Origin of the sequence: Streptomyces sp. NBC_00005, assembly GCF_045160215.1 — a bacterium.
GTDB lineage: Bacteria > Actinomycetota > Actinomycetes > Streptomycetales > Streptomycetaceae > Streptomyces.
On sequence record NZ_CP108316.1, the window covers coordinates 9,012,990 to 9,030,912 of the forward strand.

General features: G+C 70.0%; 17 protein-coding genes and 1 riboswitch. Of the genes, 10 read left to right on the plus strand and 7 right to left on the minus strand.

Annotated elements, in window-relative coordinates:
• The first annotated feature begins 57 nt into the window (after positions 1–57).
• From OG303_RS41120 to OG303_RS41155, 8 genes are all read left to right on the plus strand, one after another.
• The gene (locus OG303_RS41120; protein WP_405874991.1) at positions 58–963 is read left to right on the plus strand and encodes a DUF881 domain-containing protein; all 906 of its coding nucleotides are present in this window, start codon (positions 58–60) and stop codon (positions 961–963) included.
• Positions 960–1,292 carry a small basic family protein gene (locus OG303_RS41125; RefSeq protein WP_003988855.1) on the plus strand — a complete coding sequence of 111 codons (333 nt, stop codon included), beginning with the start codon at positions 960–962 and terminating at the stop codon, positions 1,290–1,292. The genes OG303_RS41120 and OG303_RS41125 overlap by 4 nt, the downstream gene beginning before the upstream one ends.
• Before the next feature lie 5 nt (positions 1,293–1,297).
• On the plus strand, positions 1,298–2,128 hold the full coding sequence (locus tag OG303_RS41130; protein WP_405874992.1) for a DUF881 domain-containing protein: 831 nt from the start codon (positions 1,298–1,300) through the stop codon (positions 2,126–2,128).
• Positions 2,129–2,192: 64 nt separating this feature from the next.
• Entirely contained in the window at positions 2,193–3,098 is a 906-nt protein-coding gene (locus OG303_RS41135; protein ID WP_405874993.1) for an FHA domain-containing protein, read from the plus strand.
• A gap of 43 nt (positions 3,099–3,141) precedes the next feature.
• Positions 3,142–3,879: a MerR family transcriptional regulator gene (locus OG303_RS41140; RefSeq protein ID WP_405874994.1), complete on the plus strand. Its 738-nt coding sequence runs from the start codon at positions 3,142–3,144 to the stop codon at positions 3,877–3,879.
• 85 nt (positions 3,880–3,964) lie between these two features.
• On the plus strand, positions 3,965–4,438 hold the full coding sequence (locus OG303_RS41145) for a bifunctional nuclease family protein (RefSeq protein ID WP_004002801.1): 474 nt from the start codon (positions 3,965–3,967) through the stop codon (positions 4,436–4,438).
• 259 nt (positions 4,439–4,697) lie between these two features.
• A complete protein-coding gene (locus OG303_RS41150) occupies positions 4,698–5,342 on the plus strand; it encodes a MerR family transcriptional regulator (RefSeq protein ID WP_405874995.1) in 645 nt (214 codons plus the stop codon).
• A 79-nt stretch (positions 5,343–5,421) separates the two neighbouring features.
• A complete protein-coding gene (locus OG303_RS41155) occupies positions 5,422–6,783 on the plus strand; it encodes a DNA polymerase IV (RefSeq protein WP_405874996.1) in 1,362 nt (453 codons plus the stop codon).
• A gap of 219 nt (positions 6,784–7,002) precedes the next feature.
• On the opposite strand, the gene OG303_RS41160 is transcribed toward OG303_RS41155, so the two are convergent.
• A complete protein-coding gene (locus OG303_RS41160; RefSeq protein WP_405874997.1) occupies positions 7,003–7,380 on the minus strand; it encodes a PRC-barrel domain-containing protein in 378 nt (125 codons plus the stop codon).
• 113 nt (positions 7,381–7,493) lie between these two features.
• Positions 7,494–7,589, plus strand: a riboswitch (glycine riboswitch).
• Positions 7,590–7,766: 177 nt separating this feature from the next.
• Here OG303_RS41160 and gcvP point away from each other — a divergent pair.
• Complete coding sequence (gcvP, locus tag OG303_RS41165) at positions 7,767–10,652, plus strand: aminomethyl-transferring glycine dehydrogenase (protein WP_405874998.1); 2,886 nt, start codon at positions 7,767–7,769, stop codon at positions 10,650–10,652.
• 78 nt (positions 10,653–10,730) lie between these two features.
• Here the strand turns inward: gcvP and OG303_RS41170 are convergent, their stop codons facing one another.
• The 4 genes from OG303_RS41170 to OG303_RS41185 form a co-directional block, all read right to left on the minus strand.
• Positions 10,731–11,927, minus strand: coding sequence for an ABC transporter ATP-binding protein (locus OG303_RS41170; protein ID WP_405874999.1), 1,197 nt, complete (start codon positions 11,925–11,927; stop codon positions 10,731–10,733).
• A gap of 25 nt (positions 11,928–11,952) precedes the next feature.
• A complete protein-coding gene (locus OG303_RS41175; protein WP_405875000.1) occupies positions 11,953–12,810 on the minus strand; it encodes an ABC transporter permease in 858 nt (285 codons plus the stop codon).
• Positions 12,807–13,634 (minus strand): molybdate ABC transporter substrate-binding protein, encoded by an 828-nt coding sequence (gene modA / locus OG303_RS41180; RefSeq protein WP_405875001.1) that lies wholly within the window; start codon positions 13,632–13,634, stop codon positions 12,807–12,809. The genes OG303_RS41175 and modA overlap by 4 nt, the downstream gene beginning before the upstream one ends.
• A 185-nt stretch (positions 13,635–13,819) precedes the next feature.
• Positions 13,820–14,215, minus strand: a complete 396-nt coding sequence (locus OG303_RS41185) for a molybdopterin-binding protein (RefSeq protein ID WP_405875002.1) — start codon at positions 14,213–14,215, stop codon at positions 13,820–13,822.
• Positions 14,216–14,319: 104 nt separating this feature from the next.
• On the opposite strand from OG303_RS41185, the gene OG303_RS41190 reads away from it, so the two are divergent.
• On the plus strand, positions 14,320–14,940 hold the full coding sequence (locus OG303_RS41190) for a DUF1707 domain-containing protein (protein ID WP_405875003.1): 621 nt from the start codon (positions 14,320–14,322) through the stop codon (positions 14,938–14,940).
• On the opposite strand, the gene OG303_RS41195 is transcribed toward OG303_RS41190, so the two are convergent.
• Positions 14,918–15,436 (minus strand): hypothetical protein, encoded by a 519-nt coding sequence (locus OG303_RS41195; RefSeq protein WP_405875004.1) that lies wholly within the window; start codon positions 15,434–15,436, stop codon positions 14,918–14,920. The genes OG303_RS41190 and OG303_RS41195 overlap by 23 nt on opposite strands.
• Positions 15,437–15,916: 480 nt before the next feature.
• Positions 15,917–17,866: an amino acid transporter gene (locus OG303_RS41200; RefSeq protein ID WP_405875005.1), complete on the minus strand. Its 1,950-nt coding sequence runs from the start codon at positions 17,864–17,866 to the stop codon at positions 15,917–15,919.
• Positions 17,867–17,923 lie beyond the last annotated feature (57 nt).

A 17,923-nucleotide genomic window follows, 5' to 3' on the forward strand; every position in this document is an offset into this window, starting at 1 on the left:
CGGCACGCCGGTGGGGCCATTCGGAGGTAGTGGGCGCGACGTGCGACGATGTGCGGCATGTCGCAGCAGCCCCCCGTTCGGAGCACACCTACGCGACCCTCGCGCCCGGACGCTTCCATGTCGCTGCTCACCAACGTCATGGATCACAGCCTCGACGACGGCTATGCCGAGGCGGCAGCCAGGAAGAAGGCCGAGGGTGCAGGCGGTATGCCGAAGACCCTGCGGGCCAAGCTCGGCTTGGCCGCCGGACTGGTGCTCGCGGCCCTCGTAGTGACCCTCGGAGCGGCACAGGCGCGCGTGGCGGCTCCGGTCGTCGCCAAGGAGCGCGAGGAACTGATCGACCGCATCGACCGGGAGACGACGGCGGCTGACAAGCTGGAGGGCTCCGTCGACAAGCTGCGCGACGACGTGAGCGCGCGGCAGCGTGAGGCCCTGAAGAAGAGCGGCGGCGGGGACAAGAGCGAGCTGGTCGGCATTCTGTCGGGTGCGGTCGCCGTGCACGGCCCCGGCGTGAAACTGGTCGTGAACGACGCCAAGGAAGCCACCAGCGGTGGCAATGGCGACCCGCGCGAGACCTCGGACTTCTCCGACACCGGTCGGGTGCGAGACCGCGACATGCAGCGCGTGGTCAACGGGCTGTGGGAGTCGGGGGCCGAGGCCGTCTCCATCAACGGGCAGCGGCTGACGGCGCTGTCGGCGATCAGGGCCGCGGGGGACGCGATACTGGTCGACAACAAGCCACTGGTTCCGCCTTATACGGTGCTGGCCGTGGGGAACGGCAAGCAGCTCAGCACCAGGTTCCAGAACAGTGCCGACGGGTTGTATCTGCACGCCCTGCAAGAGAACTACGGCATCCGGACCAGCATCTCCGTGGAGGGCGACCTCCGGCTGCCGGCCGCACCGAGTGTGATCGTACGTACTGCACAGCCGAACACCGAGAAATCCGAGAAGGGCACATCGTGATCGCCGTACTGGGCCTCGTCGTGGGAGTCGTGGCCGGACTGTTGGTCCGGCCTGAGGTTCCGGCGGTCGTCGAGCCTTATCTGCCGATCGCCGTCGTCGCGGCGCTCGACGCCGTCTTCGGTGGTCTGCGGGCCATGCTCGACGGGATCTTCGACGACAAGGTCTTCGTGGTGTCGTTCCTGTCCAACGTTGTCGTGGCCGCGCTGATCGTGTTCCTGGGCGACAAGTTGGGTGTGGGCGCTCAGCTGTCCACCGGTGTCGTCGTGGTCCTCGGCATCCGCATCTTCTCCAATGCCGCGGCGATCCGTCGCCACGTGTTCCGGGCGTGAGGCCGATGAGCGACAAGGAAGAGACGCCGGAGAACAGGCTGCGCAAGGAGCTCCCGGAAGAGGTCTCCGCGACGGCTCCCGACGCCGAGGAAGCCTCGGAGGAGAAGCAGCCGGGGCAGACCGGGCGGCAGAGGCTGGTGAAGGGCCTCTGGCCGCCGCGCGTCACCCGCGCCCAACTCATCGTCGCCGTCCTGCTGTTCGGCCTGGGCTTCGGTCTGGCCATCCAGGTCGCCTCGAACAGCAACAGTGACAGCGCGCTGCGCGGCGCGCGTCAGGAAGATCTTGTTCGCATCCTGGATGAACTCGATGACCGTACGCAACGTCTTGATGACGAGAAGCAGGGACTGGAGAAGCAGCGCGACGAGTTGGAGAACAGCTCCGACCAGGCGGAGGAGGCCCGCAAGCAGACTGTCGAGAAGGAGAAGCAACTCGGCATTCTGGCGGGCACGGTGGCCGCACAGGGGCCCGGCATCACGATGACCATCGAGGACACGAAGGGGACGGTCGAGGCGGACATGCTGCTCGACGCGATCCAGGAGCTGCGCGCGGCCGGCGCGGAGGCGATCCAGGTGAACGGCGTGAGGGTGGTCGCCGGCACCTACCTCACTGACTCCGGCAAGAGCGTGAGCGTCGACGGGAACAAGATCAACGCCCCCTATCGTTTCAAGGTCATCGGCAAGCCGGAGGACCTCGAGCCGGCGCTCAACATCCCTGGAGGTGTGGTGCAGACTCTTGAGAAGGAGCAGGCCACCGTTGCCGTCCAGCGGTCGAGCAAGATCGTCGTGGACGCCTTGCGAGCGGCGAAGCGGCCTGACTACGCTCGGTCGTCCTCCTAGTGAACCGGCGGTGCATGGGGGACGTCCGGCGGGGGCATGAGGTTGCGGGGGGTCGGCGCACCGAATGGGTGGTGCGTGGTGGAAACTGTCTGGTGGATACGGACGTTGTGAGGATGTCCGGGTCGGCCGGTGTATGCAATCAGGGTTCGTCCTGCCCCACGGGCGGGTCTGTTTCGGTCAAGGGGAATCGCCCGTGAAGTTGTTTGCGAAGTTGTTCGGCAAGAGCGCGCGAGAGGGTAGCGACAACGCGACCGCTCGTCATCGCGCACAGCCCGACGCAGAGGGCCAGCGCCCGCTGTTCCGGGACCAGGTCGGTGGTCCCGGCGGGGACATTTCCGGAGGTCAGGGCGCGCCGTCTGTTGACCCTGCGCAGTCCGGCGACATAGGTTTCGGGCAACCGTCAACCTCAAGTACGGGTGGAGGGTTTTCCCCTATGTCGGCCCAGGTGTGTACGAGGTGCGGTAACCGCAACGCGGAGAACAGCCGCTTCTGCTCCAACTGCGGCGCTCCGCTGCGGGCCGGGGCCACGGCTGAGCGGCCGTCCGAGACGACGTCCACGATCTCCATTTCCGGCCTCGAGGCCTACGACGCCGAAGTCACCGGTCAGACGCAGATGCCGGCGCTCTCTCCAGAGGCGCAGGCTGCCGTTGACGCGCTGCCGCTGGGCTCCGCCCTCCTGGTCGTGCGCCGTGGGCCGAACTCTGGCAGCCGCTTCCTTCTGGACGGCGACCTGACCACGGCCGGGCGTCATCCGCAGAGTGACATCTTCCTGGACGACGTGACGGTCTCGCGCCGGCACGTGGAGTTCCGCCGCGGTGGGGACGGTTCGTTCACGGTGGCCGACGTGGGCAGTCTGAACGGCACGTACGTCAACCGCGAGCGGATCGACCAGGTCGCCCTGAACAACGGTGACGAGGTGCAGATCGGCAAGTACCGGCTGGTCTTCTACGCGAGCCAGCGGGGCTACTGACCCCTCCCCAGACTCCGTCCGGGGGGACCCCCAGGGAATGCCCATGCTTCGAACACCGAGCGGCGGTGCCGGGCACGGCACCGCCGCCACGGACAGTGGACTGATGAGCATCGGCACGGTGCTGAACGTGCTGCGCGACGAGTTCCCCGAAGTCACCATCTCCAAGATCCGCTTCCTGGAGTCGGAGGGGCTCATCGAGCCGCAGCGCACCCCCTCGGGGTATCGCAAGTTCAGCGCGGACGACGTCGAGCGCCTCGGCCATGTGCTGAGGATGCAGCGGGATCACTATCTGCCCCTCAAGGTGATCCGCGAGCACCTGGACGCCATGGAGCGCGGTGAGGCCGTACCACTGCCCGCCCTGGGGCGTCAGCGGGACGGCGAGCCACTCCTGGAGCCGCCCGAGGGGCCCACAGCGGCTCGGATCGGGCGGGCCGAGCTGCTGGCGGCTGCCGGGATCGGCGAGCAGGAGCTCGAGGAGTGGGAGTCGTACGGGCTTGTCGTGCCGTTGCCGGAGGGGGTGTACGACGCCGAGTCCGTGACCGTGGCGTCGCTCGTCCTGGAGCTCGGGCGGTTCGGGATCGAACCGCGGCATCTCAGGGCCATGAAGGCCTCCGCCGAACGAGAGGCCGGGCTCGTGGACCAGGTGGTGGCCCCGCTCAAGCGCCACCGCAATCCGCAGACCAGGGCGCATGCGGAGGCGCGTACGAAGGAGCTGGCGGCGCTCACGGTGAAGCTGCACGCCGCACTCGTGCAGACCGCCCTCGGCGTGCGACTGCCCTGATTCCGGCGCGTCTGCGGAGGCCGGATCGACCCCCCGTTCTCTGCCCGACTACCCAAACGTCCCGGCCACGTCCTAGGGTTGCTGTGTGAACGAGCTCGATGTCGTAGGTGTCCGGGTCGAAATGCCCTCCAACCAACCGATCGTGCTCCTGCGCGAAGTGGGAGGCGACCGCTACCTCCCCATCTGGATCGGGCCGGGGGAGGCGACGGCGATCGCCTTCGCCCAGCAGGGCATGGCCCCCGCGCGACCGCTGACCCACGACCTGTTCAAGGACGTGCTGGAGGCCGTCGGTCAGGAGCTCACCGAAGTCCGCATCACGGACCTGCGTGAGGGCGTCTTCTACGCGGAGCTGGTCTTCGCCAGCGGGGTCGAGGTCAGCGCCCGTCCGTCCGACGCCATAGCGCTCGCCCTGCGCACCGGAACGCCGATCTACGGCAGTGACGGCGTGCTCGACGACGCGGGCATCGCGATTCCGGACGAGCAGGAGGACGAGGTGGAGAAGTTCCGCGAGTTCCTCGACCAGATCTCGCCGGAGGACTTCGGGACCAGCAGTCAGTGAGGTGCGGTCGGCCCGGCGGATCCGTGGTCCGCGGCGGGCCGGTTCCCCGCTGTTCACGGTCAAATGCAGGCAATTGCCAGCGGCGAGTGAGAGCGTCCTGCGGCCCCCTCCGAGGGCATTCGGCTAGCCTTTCCCCGCGGGTGGGTGCGGGAAACCACTCCTAGGGTGATTATCACTCGGCGTGCCGAGTGTGGCGGTCGTTGACGCACCCCGGGTGGCTGCCTACCGTCGAGGAGGCAGGTCAAGGACGGAGGTCGGCGTGAGAAGCAGCGGCGACGGTACGGCTGGGGGTGCCCCCGGACGCAGTCTGGGGGAGAGCGGTCCGTACCCGCTTCACGGCAGCGAGGCTGATCACGCTCCGCAGCGACCGGCGGCCGTGCCGAGCAGCGGAGGGGCGACGTCCATGGCGTCCGAGCAGATCGGCTACCGGGGTCCGACGGCCTGTGCGGCCGCCGGTATCACGTACCGGCAACTGGACTACTGGGCCCGCACCGGGCTCGTCGAGCCGAGCGTGCGGCCCGCCTACGGGTCGGGGACGCAGCGGCTGTACAGCTTCCGGGACGTCGTCGTCCTGAAGATCGTCAAGCGGTTCCTGGACACCGGTGTATCGCTGCAGAACATCCGCACCGCGGTGGTGCACCTGCGGGAGCGCGGCTTCCGGGACCTCGAGCGCATGACGCTGATGAGCGACGGTGCCACGGTCTACGAGTGCACGTCGCCCGACGAGGTCCACGCGCTGCTCCAGGGCGGGCAGGGGATCTTCGGGATCGCCGTCGGTGTCGTGTGGCGGGACGTCGAGAGCGCGCTCTCGCAGCTGCACGGTGAGCGGATCGACACCGGCGAGACCCTGGTCGGGCCCAACCCGGCGGACGAACTGGCGCGACGGCGCAACCGGGCGGTCTGAGAGCTTCCCCCGCGGCTCAGCAGGGCGCTCGGGCGGTCGTACGACGGCATTGTCAGTGGCGTAGGGCAGCATCGGAGATGTGAGAAACGCGCCCACGATCCTGCATCTCGACATGGATGCCTTCTACGCCTCGGCGGAGCAGGCATCCAAGCCGAGTCTGCGCGGGAAGGCCGTGATCGTGGGCGGGCTCGGGCCGCGTGGGGTGGTCGCGACGGCTTCGTACGAGGCACGGGTCTTCGGGGTGCGGTCGGCGATGCCGATGGCCCAGGCGCGGCGGCTGGCGCCGAACGCCGCGTATCTCGTGCCGCGCTTCGGGTTCTACCGGTCGATCAGCGAGCAGGTCATGGAGTTGCTGCACTCGCTGTCGCCGCTGGTGGAGCCGCTGAGCCTGGACGAGGCCTTCGTGGACCTGGAGGCCGGGAAGGCAGCCTGGGACGCGGCGTCGGCGCGGCTGGTGGGGGAGAAGCTGCGCACCGACATACGGGCCGGCACGGGGCTCACCGGGTCCGTGGGCCTCGCCGCGTCCAAGATGATCGCGAAGATCGCCTCCGAGGAGGCCAAGCCGGACGGGTTGGTGCTGATCGATCCCGGGACCGAGCGGGCGCTGCTCGGGCCGATGTCGGTGCGGACGCTGCCGGGGGTGGGGCCTGCGACGGGGGACCATCTGCGGCGGGCCGGAATCACCACGGTCGACGAGATCGCCGAGGCGGGCGAGGACGAGCTCGTCCGGCTGCTGGGCAAGGCCCACGGGCACGCGTTGCACGCCATGGCGCTGGCGCACGACGACCGGCCCGTGGTTGCGGAGCGGGAGACCAAGTCGGTGTCGGTCGAGGACACCTACGACGTGGACATCCACGACCGGATCCGGGTGGGCCTCGAGGTGCAGCGGCTGGCCGAGCGGTGCGTGCGGCGGCTGCGCGGCGCGGGGCTTTCGGGGCGGACCATCGTGCTGAAGGTGCGGCGGTACGACTTCTCGACGCTGACCCGTTCCGAGACGCTGCGTGGGCCCACGGACGATCCGGCGGTGGTGCGGGAGGCTGCCGCCCGGCTGCTGGAATCCGTGGACACGACGGGGGGTGTGCGGCTGTTGGGGGTGGGGGTGAGCGGGCTCGCCGACTACACGCAGGAGGATCTGTTCGCGCAGGCCGCGGGGGAGGAAGCGGAGCATGCGGCGGAGGAGGGCGACGAGGAGGTCGTCGAGGAGCAGCAGGCGCCCGTCGAGCGGCGGTGGCCCTCGGGGCACGATGTGCGGCATGCCCAGTTCGGGCACGGGTGGGTGCAAGGGAGCGGGCTCGGGCGGGTGACTGTGCGGTTCGAGACGCCGGTCTCCGAGCCGGGGCGGGTGCGGACTTTTCGGACCGACGATCCTGAGCTGGAGCCGGCGGATCCGTTGCCGTTGGTGGCGAGACCTGGGGCTTCGGTGGACGGGATTCGTGGCTGACCGGGGCTGGTGCTGGGGTGGGCCGCGCGGCTCGGCATGAGCGGGGTGCCGCTCTTCTTTGGGACGGATGGCGCCCGGCAGCACGGCTGCCCCGCAGACTGCGCGGATAGCTGCCCGCGGCCGCGCAGGCCGGGTCGGAGGGCGTTGGGCCCCGGCGGCGCGACTGTCCGCGGGCTGCGCGGGCTGGAACCGGCGGCCCCGCAGGATGGGTGGGGTGGGTCAGGCCTCTGCGTCCTCCGTGCCTGCGAGTCTGCCGAAGTCGCGGTCCGGGACGGAGGGGGGAGTGGCGATGTCGAGGCCGTAGTGGTGGTAGAGCTGGAGCTCCTGCTCGGGGGAGAGGTGGCGGCCGACGCCGAAGTCGGGGGCGTCCTTGATGAGGGAGCGTTCGAAGGGGACGTGGAGGGTGCCCTCGACCAGTTCGCTCGGCTCCAGGGGGACGAAGGCGTCCCGGGAGAACAGGCCGGTTCGTATGGCCGCCCACTCCGGCACGCCGGTGGCGTCGTCGAGGTAGACCTCGTCGATCGTGCCGAGCTTGGTGCCGTTGCGGTCGAACGCCTTGCGGCCGATCAGGTTGCGCGGATCGATGTCGGTCTGCACGGGCCCTCCACTTGGTCGCAACTCATCCGTAAGCACTACAAAAGAGCACATCGGCGAAGGCGGCCACTCGAAAGAGCGGGTGTCGCGCTCGCTGGTAGGCTGACATCGGCTGCTGACCCCGTGCGGGAGAGTCCTCCGGACACCATCGGAGGCGCCGAAGGAGCAAATCCTCCCCGGAATCTCTCAGGCTCACGTACCGCGCGGACGAGGTCACTCTGGAAAGCAGAGCGGGTGTCCCACGACTTCCGCTCTCACCGACGGTGAAAGCCGGACACCCTCGGGTGATCCGGTGAAGCTCTCAGGTTGTGATGACAGAGGGGGAGGCCGTCCGGGTACCCGCGCCATGGTGCCCCTCGAAGGTCGTGTCAGACCAGGAGGCCTCCGCAATGACCGCCCATCGCATTCCGCTCTCCGAGCTCGAGAAGGGGATTCCCTTCGAGCAGCGCCATATCGGCCCTGACCTCGAGGCCCGGGCCAAGATGCTCGCGCAGGCCGGATACGGCTCGCTGGACGAGCTCACCACCGCCGCGGTCCCGGACGTGATCAAGAACGCCGACGCGCTCGAGCTGCCGGGTGCGCGCACCGAGGCCGAGGTGCTGGCCGAGCTGCGTTCGCTGGCCGACCGCAACCAGGTGCTCGACTCCATGATCGGGCTCGGGTACTACGGCACCTTCACCCCGCCGGTCATCCTGCGGAACGTGATGGAGAACCCGGCCTGGTACACGGCCTACACGCCGTATCAGCCGGAGATCTCGCAGGGGCGGCTCGAGGCGCTGCTGAACTTCCAGACGATGGTCGCCGACCTCACCGGGCTGCCCACCTCCGGTGCCTCGCTGCTCGACGAGGGCACGGCGGCTGCCGAGGCCATGGCCCTCTCCCGGCGCATGGGCAAGAACAAGAAGGGCCTGTTCCTGGTCGACGCGGACGTCCTGCCGCAGACCATCGCCGTGATCGAGACCCGTGCCGAGCCGACGGGGGTGGAGGTCGTGGTCGCCGACCTCGGCGGCGGCATTCCGGCCGACCTCGCCGGGCGCGAGATCAACGGCGTGCTCGTCCAGTACCCCGGCGCCTCCGGTGTCGTACGCGACATCAAGGCGCTGATCGACCAGGCGCACGAGCTCGGCGCGCTCGTGACCGTCGCTGCCGACCTGCTCGCGTTGACGCTGCTGAAGTCGCCCGGTGAGCTCGGCGCGGACATCGCCGTCGGTACGACGCAGCGCTTCGGTGTGCCGATGGGCTTCGGTGGGCCGCACGCCGGCTACATGGCGGTGCACGAGAAGTTCGCGCGCAGCCTGCCCGGGCGGCTCGTGGGGGTGTCCGTGGACGCCGACGGGCACAAGGCCTACCGGCTCGCGTTGCAGACCCGCGAGCAGCACATCCGGCGGGAGAAGGCCACCAGCAACATCTGCACCGCGCAGGTGCTGCTCGCCGTCATGGCGGGGATGTACGCCGTCTACCACGGGCCGGACGGGCTGAAGGGCATCGCGCAGCGCACCCACCGGTACGCCACGATCCTCGCCGCGGGGCTCAGGGCCGGCGGCGTCGAGGTCGTGCACGGGTCGTACTTCGACACACTCACCGTGCGTGTGCCGGGCCGCGCCGCAGAGGTCGTCACCGCCGCGCGTGAGAACGGCGTCAACCTCCACCTCGTCGATGCCGACCACGTGTCGATCGCCTGCGACGAGACCACCGCGCGGGCCCAACTGGGCGCCGTATGGACCGCGTTCGGGGTCGAGAGCGACATCGAGGCGCTGGACGCGGCCGCCGAGGAGGCGATCCCGCAGGCACTGCTGCGCAGCGACGCCTACCTCGCCCACCCCGTCTTCCACCAGTACCGCTCCGAGACCGCGCTGCTGCGCTACCTGCGCAGGCTGGCCGACCGCGACTACGCGCTCGACCGCGGCATGATCCCGCTCGGCTCCTGCACCATGAAGCTCAACGCGACCACGGAGATGGAGCCGGTCACCTGGCCGGAGTTCGGGCAGCTGCACCCGTTCGCGCCCGCCGAGCAGGCGCAGGGCTACCTCACGCTCATCCGTGAGCTGGAGGAGCGGCTCGCCGAGGTCACCGGGTACGACAAGGTGTCCCTGCAGCCCAACGCCGGATCACAGGGCGAACTGGCCGGGCTGCTCGCCGTACGCGGATATCACCGCGCCAACGGCGACGAGCAGCGGACCGTGTGCCTGATCCCCTCGTCCGCGCACGGCACCAACGCCGCCAGTGCGGTGATGGCCGGCATGAAGGTCGTCGTCGTGAAGACCGCCGAGGACGGCGAGATCGACGTCGAGGACCTGCGGGCGAAGATCGAGCAGTACCGCGAAGAGCTGTCGGTGCTGATGATCACGTACCCCTCCACGCACGGTGTGTTCGAGGAGCACGTCGCCGACATCTGCGCGCAGGTGCACGAGGCGGGCGGCCAGGTGTACGTCGACGGCGCCAACCTCAACGCCCTTGTGGGGCTTGCCAAGCCGGGGCACTTCGGCGGTGACGTCTCGCATCTGAACCTGCACAAGACCTTCTGTATCCCGCACGGCGGTGGTGGTCCGGGCGTCGGGCCCGTCGGCGTGCGCGAGCACCTGGCGCCGTATCTGCCGAACCACCCGATGCAGCCCGCGGCCGGTCCTGAGACGGGTGTCGGACCGATCTCGGCGGCTCCGTGGGGTTCCGCGGGCATCCTGCCGATCTCGTGGGCGTACGTCCGGCTCATGGGCGGGGAGGGGCTGAAGCGTGCCACGCAGGTGGCGGTCCTCAGCGCCAACTACATCGCCAAGCGGCTCGAGCCGCACTACCCCGTGCTCTACACCGGCCCCGGCGGGTTGGTCGCGCACGAGTGCATCATCGACCTGCGGCCGCTGACCAAGGCGACCGGGGTGAGTGTCGACGACGTCGCCAAGCGGCTGATCGACTACGGCTTCCACGCGCCGACGATGTCGTTCCCGGTGGCCGGCACGCTGATGATCGAGCCGACCGAGTCCGAGGACCTGACCGAACTGGACCGGTTCTGCGAGGCGATGATCGCCATCCGCGCGGAGATCGAGAAGGTCGGGACGGGCGAGTGGCCCGCGGAGGACAACCCGCTGCGGAACGCGCCGCACACCGCGGGCGCGCTCGGCGGCGACTGGGAGCACGCGTACTCGCGCGAGGAGGCCGTCTTCCCGGCCGGTGTCTCGGCCGCGGACAAGTACTGGCCGCCGGTGCGCCGGGTCGACCAGGCCTTCGGCGACCGCAATCTGGTCTGCTCGTGCCCGCCGATGGACGCGTACGAGGACTGAGACAGTGCGAAAGGGCCCCGCTTCGGCGGGGCCCTTTCGCGTCACGCGGTCGTCACCCACCGGAATGGGGGAGGCGGGTCAGGCCGGGTAGGCGTGGGTCTGCGTTGCCTTGACCGTCGCCCAGACCGGGGCGCCCGGGTGCAGGTCGAGTTCGGCCGCGGCGACCGTGGTGAGGTCGGCGGCGAGGGGGAGTTCGCCGGAGAGGTCGGCGCGGATCTGGTCGCCGTGGGTCTCCAGGCCGGCGACCTCGCAGCGCCAGTGGTTGCGGGCGCTGGAGCCGGTGGGGCGGTCGCGGTAGAGGGTCACGGCGCTCGGCGGGAACGCCACGAAGACCGGGCCGGACAGGATCTCCGTGGTGGTGATGGCGGGGCCCGCGTCGAGGCGCACGGTGTGGCCGTCGGCCTGGCCCTTGTAGAGGTTGAGGCCGACCAGTTGGGCGATGTAGTCCGTGCGCGGGTGGCGGGCGATGTCGGACGGCGTGCCGTCCTGGACGACGTGGCCGTTCTCGATGACCACCAGTCGGTCGGCCAGCACCATGGCGTCCAGCGGGTCGTGCGTGACCAGGACCGCGACCGCCTCGAACTCGGCCAGGTGGCGGCGGAGTTGGGCCCGTACGTCCAGGCGGGTGCGGGCGTCCAGGGCGGCGAGGGGCTCGTCCAGGAGCAGGAGCCGGGGATGGGTGGCCAGGGCCCGGGCGAGAGCGACGCGCTGGGCCTGGCCGCCGGAGAGGCGGCGCGGTTTGGCGCCGGCGTGCTCTGCGAGGCCCATGCGGTCGAGCCACTCGGCGGCATGGGCGCGGGACTCGGCCTTGCCGGCGCCCTGGCAGCGGGGGCCGAAGGCCACGTTGTCGAGGGCGGTGAGGTGGGGGAAGAGCAGGTAGTCCTGGAAGACGACGCCGACGGGGCGGGACTCGGGAGGCGTACGGTCCAACGTGGCGCCGTCCAGCCGGAGATGGCCGCCGGTGAGCGGGACGAGACCGGCGAGGGCGCGCAGGGCGGTGGTCTTGCCGGCGCCGTTGGGGCCGAGCAGGGCGACCACGTCGCCGGGGGCCGCGGTGAGGGCGATGTCGAGGCGGAAGGTGCCGCGCTCCACGTGCAGGTGGGCGTCGAGGCCGTCGGTGATGTGCGTTTTGGGGTGCGGGTCCGTTGTGGGTGCCGGGACTTCGGCCGGGTTCGGGTTCCCGCCCGCACCGCCCGTGCCACTTTCATTCCCGGGTGCGGATGGCCCCTGTGAGGGCTGAGCGTCATCGGCTGCTGCCGGTTGTGCCTTCTTCATCAGACTGGCTTCCCGTGGGTCTGCGTCATGACGCCGTCATCCAACGGTCCCGCAAGCCCGCCAGCACCGCGATCGACACCGCCAGCAGGACCAGGCTGAGGGCGATCGCGGCCTCCGGGTTGTTCTGCAGGGCCAGGTAGACCGCGAGTGGCATGGTCTGGGTGCGGCCCGGGAAGTTGCCCGCGAAAGTGATCGTCGCGCCGAACTCGCCCAGGGCCCGCGCCCAGGCCAGCACGGCGCCCGCCGCGACGCCCGGCGCGATCAGCGGCAGGGTGACCCGGCGGAACGCGGTGAAGCGGGAGGCGCCCAGGGTGGTGGCCGCCTCCTCGTAGCGCGGGTCGGCGGCGCGCAGCGTGCCCTCCACACTGATGACGAGGAACGGCAACGCGACGAAGGTCTCCGCGACGACGACCCCCGCGGTGGTGAAGGGGAGCGTGATGCCGAACCAGGAGTCCAGCCACTGGCCGACCACGCCGTTGCGGCCGAGGGCGAGCAGCAGGGCCACACCGCCGACCACCGGGGGCAGCACGAGCGGCAGGGTCACCAGGGCGCGTACGAAGCCGCGTCCCGGGAAGTCCGTGCGGGCCAGCAGCCAGGCCAGCGGCACGCCGATGACCAGGCACGCCGCGGTCGCCGCCGTCGCGCACACCAGCGAGAGCCGCAGGGCCTGCCACACCTCGGCGCTGGTCAGCTGTTCCGGCATGGTGCTCCACGGAGCCCGTACGAGAAGGGCGACCAGTGGCAGCAACAGGAACGCCAGGCCGATCAGCGCCGGCACCAGCAGGGGCAGCGGAACCCCGCGCCGGCCCGTCCGGACACGCCCGCGCCGCGGGCCGCCCTGGAGGGTGTCGGCCGCGGCGTCGGACTTCTCGGTCGGGGTCACGGCTTGAGGAACCCGGCCTCGCTCAGGACCTTCTGGCCCTCGGCGGACTGCACGAGCGCGATGAACGCCTTGGCGGCCTCCGGGTTCTTCGCGTTCTTGAGCAGGGCGATCGGGTAGTCGTTGATGGCGCCGGCGGACTCGGGGAACTCCACGCCCTCCACCTTGCTGCCCGCGGCCTTCACATCCGTCTTGTAGACGACGGCGGCGTCGGCCTCCTTGAGCACCACCTTGTTCAGGGCGCTCTTGACGTCCTCCTCGTAGGAGACCGGGGTGAGCTTCAGCTTGCTGGCATCCAGTGCCTTCTGGGCGGCGGCGCCGCAGGGCACCGTCTTGTCGCACAGGACGACCTTCAGCGAGGACTTGGTGAGGTCCTTCAGGGAGGCGACCTTGTCGGGGTTGCCCGGCAGGGTGGCGATCTCCAGCTGGTTGCGGACGAAGGTGGCCGGCTCGGTGGCGTTGTCCTTCTTGTCCGTCACGATCGCCATCGTCTTGGGGCTGGCGGAGGCGAAGACGTCGGCGGGGGCGCCGCCGGTGATGCCGGCGGCGAGGCTGTCGCTGCCGCCGAAGCTGAAGGTGACCTTCGTGCCGGGATGGGCCTTCTCGAACTCCTTGCCCAGGGTCGTGAAGCTCTCCTGGAGGGAGGCCGCGGCGAAGACCGTCACGGTTCCGGACAGCTTGGGCGACGAGGACGCCGACGCCGAGGAGTCCGACTTCGTGGAGGAGGAGTCGTCGGACGAGGAGCAGGCGCTCAGGGCCAACAGCGCTGCGGCTCCTGCACCGGCCGCCTGCAGGGTCCGGCGGGTCCGGCGCGCGGAACGGGTCATCAAGGGTCCACTCCCTCTGTTTCTTCGTGGAGGAGACCGTCGGGCTCCTCCCGTGCGCCGATCATACTGGCGCATATGCGAGGTGTAAGTCTCCTGTCGCATCGCATGAGCTGGGCCGTAAGGCGATACGTGCCGCATGTGCGTTCGTACGGGAGTGGCGTCCGGGGCGGGAGCGGTGTCCCGGGTCAGGTGCGGTCGATGTGTACGTTTGTCGACTTCACTCGGGCGGTGGCCTCCATGCCGACCTCAAGGCCCAGCTCCTCGACGGCCTCGCGGGTCAGCAGCGAGACCAGGCGGTGCGGGCCGGCCTGGATCTCGACCTGGGCCGCCACGTCGCCGAGTTTGATCGCGGTGACGATTCCGGGGAACGCGTTGCGGACCGAGGTGTAGGAGGTCTCCTCCTCGGCGTTGCCCGCCTTGGCGAGTTCGACGGAGAAGGCGGCCAGGTCCCGGCCTTCGATGAGCCGCCGCCCGCCCTCGTCGCGATGGGTCGCCACCCGGCCGGCGTCCGCCCAGCGGCGCGCGGTGTCGGGGCTGACGCCGAGCAGTCGTGCTGCCTGGCCGATCGTGTAGCTCTGCATGCGGATCACGATAGGGCCGGGAACGGGCCCTGGCGGACGTGGGGTTGAGCGTTGGGTATAACGCGATATAACGTTAGTCCGTCGCGTGGGAGGGGAGTGAGGACATGTCCGGTGAGCTGTCGCGGGGTGGCGGGGCGTCCGGTGCTGCCGCCTCGCTCGAGCTGAGGGCTTCGCACGCGGACCGGGACCGGGTCGTGGACGTGCTGCGCATCGCCGCCGGGGACGGTCGGCTGACCTCGGAGGAGCTCGACGAGCGCGTCGAGGCCGCGTTGTCGGCGCGCACGATGGGGGAGTTGGCCGTGCTCACGGCGGACCTGCCATCCATTGCCGGCGGAGTCGTGGCCGAGGTGAAAGATGTCGTGCGTATCGAGCAGCGCGGCGGATCGGCCCGGCGTGGGGACGGGTGGGTGGTGCCGAGGCGCCTGGAGATCGAGTCGGAGTGGGGCGATGTGACGCTCGACTTCACGAACGCGGTGATCGCGCACGACACGCTGCACATCGACCTCGACATGCGCGGGGGTGCCCTGCGGCTGGTGACCCGGCCGGGCGTGGTCGTGGACACGGACGCCCTGGTGATCGGATACGCCAAGATCAAGTCGCGTCCGGCCGGTGATCCGGGCGTCCCGGTGGACCTGCGGGTGGAGATACACGGCCGGATGGACTTCGGCCGGGTGGTGGTACGTCCGCAGCGGCGTGGGTTCGTCAGGAAAGCCCCGACGCTCTGAGCACCGCCTGAGCGGTCTCGCCGTCGATCCGGTGGCCGAGCCGCAGGAGTACCTCCGTGCCCTGGCGCAGCGTGCCGCGTTCGACCGAGCGGCGTACGCCCGTGTCCAGTTCGTGCCACAGCAGCGGGTCGGCGACCAGGACGCGGGGGTCGAGTTCCAGTTGGTGGCCGTGGGCGTCGCGCAGAACCAAGTGCGAGGAGGCGCCGCTGAATTGGCGTACGGCGACCAGGGCGTCCGTACGGACCATGTGCCGGCGGACGGGGCCGCGCACCGCGAGCCAGCCAGGGCCCGCCGTGACCCTGGGCGGGAGCAGGATGGCGAAGACGCCCGCCGAGAGCGTGAGCCACAGCAGGGCGCGCGGCGGGGTCAGGGTCTCCGCGTCCCAGTCGACCAGCAGCGTCATGGCACAGAAGACCAGGGCGCAGCACGCCGCCAGTCGGGCGCTGCCCCGCCAATGGCGGTCGCCGGCCGGGTTCGGCGGTCTGCTCCGTTGCATGAGGCGAACGTAGGCCGCCCGGGGCGGTCGGTCGCCGCCGCTGACGGTGCTCTGACGCCGTAGGGCCGGATCTTGACGGGATCCTGACGCGCGTGGGCGGGGGTCGACCGGCGGCTGGTGGCTCGCCTGGCGCTGCCGCTCCGACAGGCAGCTGTCGGGACAGGCAGGCGCCCCTGGATGCAGCCGTTCCGACAGACAGTCGTCCGGACAGGCAGCCGTGCGGACTGACAGTCGGCCCCATAGGCAGCCGCTCCGATAGGCAGCCGTGCGGACAGGCGGTCGCTCCGGCAGACGGCCGTCCGGACAGGCAGTCGCCCCGATAGGGAGCCGCTCCGGCATGCAGCCGCTCTCACAGAGGGACGCCCCAACAGGCAGCTGTTCCAAGACAGTCGCCGTATCGGAGGATGCCGTATCGAGAGATGCCGTATCGAGGGACGCCGTATCGAGGGATGCCGTTCCGCGGAGGCCGGGCCGCCCCGCTCAGCCCGTGTGGACGCGCGGGCGGCGTTCGCGGTCCGGTTCTGCCTCGCGCAGGACCTCGCGGGTGACCGGGGCGACCTCGCCCTGGCCGAAGAGGAAGAAGCGCAGGAAGTTGGTGAAGGGGTTGCCCTCGGTCCACTCGAAGTACATGTGCGGCGTGCAGTTGGTGGAGTCGCGGACGTGCAGGAGCAGGGCGGCGAGCGCGTTCGGGATGGAGGAGGACTCCAGGGTCAGGACGCGGTAGCGGTTGTGGAGGACCTCGCCGCGGACCGTCAGACCCGCCTCGAACTCGGAGGGGTCGAGGACCGTGACCTCGACGAAGACGAAGTCCTCGCCGGGGATGTCGTTGTCGTTCTGGATCTGCTCGATCTTGTCGCGGTACTCGGCCTTGTCCCGCTGGTCGGGCTCATTGGCGATGAACCGGATCTTGCGGCTGGACATGTCTCGGATGAAACGTTCCGCCATGTCGTCCAGCGTCACGCTGGTGACGCGGAGCTCGAAGGCACGGGCCAGCCGCGACAGCAGGGAGACCAGGATGATGCCGGCGATGAAGCAGGCACCGATCTTGACGCCGTCGGGGCGCTCGATGACGTTGGCCACGGTGACGTAGAGCAGGACCGCCGAGACCGTGGCGAAGCCGATCGTCCAGCCCTTCTGCTGGGCGCGGCGGGCGGCGATGGTCACCGCGATCGCCGCCGAGGACATGAGCACCAGGACGCCGGTCGCGTAGGCGCCGCCCTGGGCGTCGACGTCGGCGTTGAAGATCCAGGTGACCAGGAAACCGATCAGCGTGAAGACGATCACCATCGGGCGGACGGCGCGGGCCCAGTGCGGGGCCATGCCGTAGCGGGGCAGATAGCGGGGCATCAGGTTGAGCAGGCCGGCCATGGCGGAGGCGCCGGCGAACCAGAGGATCGCGATGGTCGAGACGTCGTAGACCGTGCCGAAGGCGTTGCCCAGGTACTCGTGCGACAGATAGGCGAGGGCGCGTCCGTTGGCCTGGCCGCCGGGCTCGAACTCCTTCTCCGGGATCAGCACGGTGGTGATGAAGCTCGTCGCGATCAGGAACACGCTCATGATCAGGGCGGCGGCCGTGAGGAGCTTCTTCGTGTCCCGGATGCGGCCCTTCGGGTTCTCCTCCGTGTCGTCCGGATCGCCCTGTACGTGCGGCATGACCGCGACGCCGGTCTCGAAGCCGGAGAGGCCGAGCGCGAGCTTGGGGAAGACGAGGAGGGAGACACCGATCATGGCGAACACGTTGCCGTGCTCGGCGGTGAGGGCGTTGGACCAGTCGGTGACCAACTGGCCCTCGGTGAGCACGTGGTACATGCCGACGGCCACGACGACGACATTGAGGCCGAGGTAGACCACCACGAGGGCGACCGCGACGCCGATCGCCTCCAGGAAGCCCTTGAGGAACACCGCGCCGAGCAGGGCGACGAGGATCAGGGTGATCACCATCTGCTTGTCGTGCAGGGTGCTGGTCAGGTGCGGGTTCTCGACGAGGTGGGTCGAGGCGTCCGCCGCCGAGAGCGTGATGGTGATCAGGAAGTCGGTGGCGGCGAAGCCGAGGAGGGTCAGCACGAACAGCTTGCCCTGCCAGAACGACAGCAGTCGCTCCAGCATCGAGATCGAGCCCTCGCCGTGCGGGCTCTCCTCGGCCACCCGCCGGTAGACCGGCAGGGCGCCGGCGAGCGTCACGATCACGAGGACGACGGTCGCCACCGGTGAGAGGAGGCCGGCGGCCAGGGCCGCGATGCCCGGCTGGTAACCCAGCGTCGAGAAGTAGTCGACACCGGTCAGGCACATCACGCGATACCAGCGCTGCCCCTTGTGCACGGGCTCCGGCTCGGCGCGCGGGGCCTGCTGGACACCCTTGCCCATGTCGGACAGGCCCTCCAGCATCCAGGCGCGCAGGCGACTGGGCGGAGGGTGTTCGGTCGTGGCCATCGGCGTGCTCCTGATGTGCGGCTCAGCGTGTGGGATCCGGCCATCACGCGGACGGCG

Coding starts and splice junctions, on each gene's coding strand:
- OG303_RS41190 (WP_405875003.1), top strand. CDS start 14,320: ATGTCCGGTGAGCTGTCGCGGGGTGGCGGGGCGTCCGGTGCTGCCGCC.
- OG303_RS41170 (WP_405874999.1), bottom strand. CDS start 11,927: ATGAAGAAGGCACAACCGGCAGCAGCCGATGACGCTCAGCCCTCACAG.
- gcvP (WP_405874998.1), top strand. CDS start 7,767: ATGACCGCCCATCGCATTCCGCTCTCCGAGCTCGAGAAGGGGATTCCC.
- OG303_RS41185 (WP_405875002.1), bottom strand. CDS start 14,215: ATGCAGAGCTACACGATCGGCCAGGCAGCACGACTGCTCGGCGTCAGC.
- OG303_RS41120 (WP_405874991.1), top strand. CDS start 58: ATGTCGCAGCAGCCCCCCGTTCGGAGCACACCTACGCGACCCTCGCGC.
- OG303_RS41140 (WP_405874994.1), top strand. CDS start 3,142: ATGCTTCGAACACCGAGCGGCGGTGCCGGGCACGGCACCGCCGCCACG.
- OG303_RS41130 (WP_405874992.1), top strand. CDS start 1,298: ATGAGCGACAAGGAAGAGACGCCGGAGAACAGGCTGCGCAAGGAGCTC.
- OG303_RS41200 (WP_405875005.1), bottom strand. CDS start 17,866: ATGGCCACGACCGAACACCCTCCGCCCAGTCGCCTGCGCGCCTGGATG.
- OG303_RS41135 (WP_405874993.1), top strand. CDS start 2,193: ATGGGTGGTGCGTGGTGGAAACTGTCTGGTGGATACGGACGTTGTGAG.
- OG303_RS41195 (WP_405875004.1), bottom strand. CDS start 15,436: ATGCAACGGAGCAGACCGCCGAACCCGGCCGGCGACCGCCATTGGCGG.
- modA (WP_405875001.1), bottom strand. CDS start 13,634: ATGACCCGTTCCGCGCGCCGGACCCGCCGGACCCTGCAGGCGGCCGGT.